The 4712-nt window shown below is 73.4% G+C and carries 3 protein-coding genes and 1 tRNA gene; all 4 read right to left on the bottom strand.

Annotation, left to right across the window (positions count from 1 at the left end; translation table 11 throughout):
* Positions 1-367: 367 nt before the first annotated feature.
* Positions 368-458: transfer RNA gene (locus N866_RS14350), tRNA-Ser, on the bottom strand.
* A 56-nt stretch (positions 459-514) separates the two neighbouring features.
* Positions 515-1780 carry a threonine/serine exporter family protein gene (locus tag N866_RS14345; protein WP_034227542.1) on the bottom strand — a complete coding sequence of 422 codons (1266 nt, stop codon included), beginning with the start codon at positions 1778-1780 and terminating at the stop codon, positions 515-517.
* A 58-nt stretch (positions 1781-1838) separates the two neighbouring features.
* On the bottom strand, positions 1839-2624 hold the full coding sequence (locus N866_RS14340; protein WP_034227541.1) for a DUF1206 domain-containing protein: 786 nt from the start codon (positions 2622-2624) through the stop codon (positions 1839-1841).
* A 141-nt stretch (positions 2625-2765) separates the two neighbouring features.
* Positions 2766-4712, bottom strand: a 1947-nt coding sequence (locus N866_RS20025) for an alpha/beta hydrolase-fold protein (RefSeq protein ID WP_245612603.1), incomplete at its 5' end; no start/stop codon positions are given.

Here is a 4712-nt window from a genome sequence, read left to right as displayed (position 1 = left end):
CCCCGCCGTCGGCCGCGAGCCCGGACCCGCCGTCGGACCCCAGGACGGCCGTCCGGTCGACGCCGGGCGGCACCGACGACGGCGCGTCGGGGACCCTCGGCGCGGGCGGCCGCGCGGACGTCGTGGACATGGCGCTCACTCTGCCCGCGCGGGGCGCGCACGGTCGAGGGCAGGCGTCGAAGTTCCGTAGCGATCACCGACGGGCACGCGGCGCTCACCGCAGCGCATGGCCCCACGCACCGGGACGCCCTGCGCGGCCGACCGTCGACCCCGCCCGCGACGACCGACCTCACGGAGCCCATGAAGAACGCCCGGACCCACGATCACGGGGTCCGGGCGTCCGTGATGTCCTGGGACATCACACCAGCGGAGACGGTGGGATTTGAACCCACGGAGGGGCTTGCACCCCTCACGGCCTTAGCAGGGCCGCGCACTAGACCTGACTATGCGACGTCTCCAGGCCTTGCGTCGGTCAGGGTACCCGTCGCCGCGACCAGGGAGCAAAGGCACCGCCCTAGCGCTCGAAGCCCCAGGCGCGGTCGGTGAGGATGCGTGCGGCGGCGAGCCCGATCGCGATGGAGATGACCACGAAGAGCGCCTGGACACCCGCGGTCACCGCGACCTCCGCGTCCCCGTTGTTGAGGCTGACGAAGGTCCGGTAGACCGCGGCACCCGGCACCATGATCACGACGGCGGGGACCGACAGCGTGATGCGCGGCAGCCGCAGCCGGGGTGCGACGACGGCAGCGAGGAGCCCGACGACGAACGTCGCGATCATCGCCGCCGCCTGCATCGCCATGCCCAGGTCCGCCAGCTCCAGGCGCAGCACGTTGGCGACCATCCCGATGCCCGCCGCCGCGAGCGCCATCCGCAGGGGTGAGTTGAACAGGAGGGCGAAGCCCAGCACCCCGAGGAAGCTCGCGACCAGCCGCAGCACCAGCTCCAGGGCGGCGGGGATCGCCAGCGCGGCGGCCGGGTCCGGCACGAGCCCGGTCACCCAGGAGACCGCCCACACCGAGATGCCGGCCGCCAGCAGGACGACGAGTGCGTAGACCTCCCGGGCGACGCCGGCGGAGAAGTCGAACTTGGCCAGGTCCAGCGCCCCGGTGACCAGGGCGAACCCCGGGACGAGGAACAGGACGGCGGAGATGTACCCGGCCTCGTGGCCCCGACCGGCGCCGTCGGCGAGCGCGTCCAGCGCCTCCACGAACCCCAGGTAGACGAGGCAGGAGACGGCGGCGGCCACGCCCGTGACGGCGAACTGGTTGACGTGCCGGTGCAGGAAGTACCGCCGGACCGCCTGCCCCAGGCCCGCGGCGAGGAACACCCCGAGCACCTCGACGGGACCACCGTTGTTGAGGAAGGCGAATGCCCCGCACGCGACCGCCGCGAACAGCGCGTTGAGCAGCGCCGGGTACAGCGGGCGGAGGCGTTCGATGCGGTCGAGCTCGGCGTTGACCTGCTCGACCGTCGCGCCGGGCCGCAGCCCGTTGGCCAGGTGCGTCAGCGCCTCGAGCCGGTGCGCGTTGACGCCGATGGCCCGGACCTCGGCGACCTCCGTGCGGAAGATCGGACCGCGGTGCGACGTCGCCGTGATCTCGGTGAGGGTGACGTGCGCCTGGTGCCGGTCCAGGCCCAGCGCCGCGGCCACCTGCTGCATGGCGGTCTTGACCCGGTAGGACCCCGTGCCGGAGGCGAGCATCGCCTTGCCCATGCGCAGGACAGTGCCGGACTGGCGGATGAGCTCGACCGGTTCCAGGTCGTCCTCGCGGGTCGTCACGCCGGTCAGGCTAGCGACGGCGTGCGCCCGCCGGGCGGGACGGTCGTCGGGGGTGGGGTCAGAGCCGGGCGTACTTGGCGCGGGCGAAGGAGTAGACGCCGTAGGCGATGAAGCCGAGGGCAACCGCACCGAGGAGCACCTGGCCGTACGGTGCCTGGCGGAACGTCTGGAGCGCGGCGTCGAGGCCCTGCTCCTGCGCGGAGTCGCTCGCGGTCGCCGCCGAGACGAGCAGACCGCCGAGGACGACGAACGCCACACCGCGCGCCACGTAGCCGGCGCGCCCCGCGATGACGACCCACGACGGCGGGCGCTCGCGCAGGTCCTGCAGGAACTTCTTCGTCCAGCCCTTGTGCGCCTGGTACAGACCCACGGCGACGATCGCCAGCCCGACGAGGCCGACCAGGATCCGCCCCAACGGCTGCTGCAGGAGCGTCGCCGTCATGCCGCTGGTGCCGTCCCCACCGGATCCCGTACCGGTCACGATGCCGAGGGTGGTGGCGGCGAGCGCCAGGTAGACGACCCCCTTGGCCGCGTCCTTGGCACGGTCCTTCGTCTCCCCGCCGATGAAGGCGGCCACGAGGCTGAACAGCCCGAGCAGGACGAACCCGGCGAGCGCCAGCCAGAGCAGGACCTGGCCGAACGGCTGGTCGGCCAGCGTGCGCAGCGCGCCGGAGGCGCTCGCGTCCTGGCCACCTCCCGAGGCCGCACCGACGGCCAGCTGGAGGGCGATCCAGCCGATGACCACGTTGACGAGCCCGTTCGCGGCGTAGCCGAGGCGGGCGCCCTTGCGGAAGGCGGGGTGCTGCGCGGCCCGCGACGCGGACCCGTGGGCGGAGGTCGTCATCCGATCACTGTGGCACCGGCGCCGATCATGCGCTCGTCGACCGCCCAGGCGCGACGACGGGCGGGGGTGCCGGAGCACCACCCGCCCGTCGTTCGACCGGAGACGGCCCGGTCACGTGCCCCTCAGCGGGGCGTCAGCCGCTCAGCGGCCCCCGGCCCGCGACGGCATGACCTTCACCGTCTGGACCGCGCTGACGTTGCCCGCCGCGTCCACGGCCCGCACGCGCAGCGTCGCCGCGCGGTCCCGCAGGGTGATCGGGCCCGTGTACAGCTCGAACGTGCCGTCGTTGCGGTTGACGGCGTACTCGAGCCGGGCCAGGGCCAGGTCGTCGTCGCCGGCGAGCGTGACGGTGCGTCCGTCGACCGACGCGGTGAGCGTCGGGGCGGTCGTGTCCGCCTCGAGGGCCGCGCGCACCTGGGCGGTGTGCAGGCCGAACGAGTCGTCGATGTGGGGCAGCCAGCAGTCGTCGTTGTGGATGCCCTCGGGGTAGACGACCGCGGTGTGGTCGACGCCCTTGGCGGTCAGCGTGGCGCTGAAGGTGCGGACGGTGTCGTCGAAGGCGAAGCCGTCGAACTCGCACGCGTCCAGGAAGTACGTGTGCCGGGCCAGCTGCTCGGTCGTCATGGCCGCGGCCACGGCGGTCGGCGGCGGCGTCGGGGTCTCCTCCCGGATGCCGAGGAAGGCGGCAGGGATGTTGAGCGCGCCCATGTGCGAGGCGAGGGAGGAGAAGAGGTCCGGGTTGGCCAGGCCGATGGAGTAGGCACCGAAGCCACCCATCGAGATCCCGCTCAGGCCCCGGAACTCCCGCGCCTCGACGGTCCGGTACTCCGCGGCGACGTGCGGCAGCATCTCGGTGAGGAACATGCTGCGCCACGGCACGCCGTCGGCGTGGTCGACGTACCAGAGGGACTCGCCGTCGGGCATGACGACGATCGACTCCTCCAGGCCGCCGGTCGTGAACAGCTCGTCCAGTCGCGCGTCCATGTCACGCGGCTCCCACTCACGGCTGCCGCCGTTGAAGCCGTGCAGGAGGTACACGACCGGGTACTCCCGGTCGGGCTCGGCGAAGTACGACGGCGGCAGGTACGTGACGAACTCCCGGCGGTCGCCCTCGAGCGCGGAGTCGACGTGGTCCCGGAAGAACCGCGAGCGGTTGCCCGCCTCGAGCCGCGACGCGCGGTCCAGGACGAGGAACTCCTGGCCCGCCTCGTCGAACGTGTAGGGCTGCCCGTCCCGGGTGCCCGTGATGGTGCGGTTGGTGTCCACGATGAGCCGGCCGTCGGCCGCCTCGACGACCTCGACGCCCGTGTCGGACAGCGTCAGGGTGCCGCCGGACTGCTCCAGCCACGTGCGCAGCTCGCGCTCGCGGCGGTCCAGGTCGCGGCCGTCGTGGACGTAGTCCGCGGTGAGCGTGGCGAGGTAGGCGTCCACGTCTCCCGCGGCGAGCGCCGCGGCCTGCCGGTCGAGCAGGGCGGTCGCCCACGCGGTGGTCGCGTCGTCGGCGAGCGGTCCCTCGACGCCGTAGACCTCGGACCGCACGGCGTCCTTGGAGAACAGGCCGACCGGGCCCTGGTACCAGCCGCCGCCGCCATCCATGTCGTAGATGCGGACGGCGAGGGTGTTGCTCCCGCCGAAGACCGGCGCCTCCGCCGGGACGGGGTACAGGCGCCGCTCGAACCACTGGCTCTGGGCGTTGGGGGGCATGGAGCCGGAGCCGCCGATGCGCACGCCGTTGAGGAACGCCTCGTCCACGTCGTCGAGGAAGCCCAGCGAGGCGACGAGGTTGGCGCCCTCCGCCCCGGCCGGCAGGTCGAAGGTGAGCCGGTACCAGGCGAAGCCGTCGTAGGTGTCGAACTGCGGGGCGCCCTGGACCTCGGGGACCTGGAGCTCGGTCCAGGTCGAGTCGTCGAACGCGGGGTCGGCGAACGCCGGGTCGTCGCCGAGCTGGAAGCGCCACGTGCCGGACAGGTCGAGCGAGACCGAGGTCTCGTCCGGCGCGGCGGCGACGGCCGACGGCGCGGCGGCCTGCGCGGGCAGGACCGCCCCGGCGAGGGCGACGGCGAGCGCGCCGATCGTGGCGGTGGTGCG

It is taken from the genome of Actinotalea ferrariae CF5-4 (assembly GCF_000603945.1).
Taxonomy (GTDB): Bacteria; Actinomycetota; Actinomycetes; order Actinomycetales; family Cellulomonadaceae; genus Actinotalea; species Actinotalea ferrariae.
The sequence above is the reverse complement of the archived record's forward strand: the minus strand, read 5'-3'. Positions and strand labels throughout refer to the sequence as shown.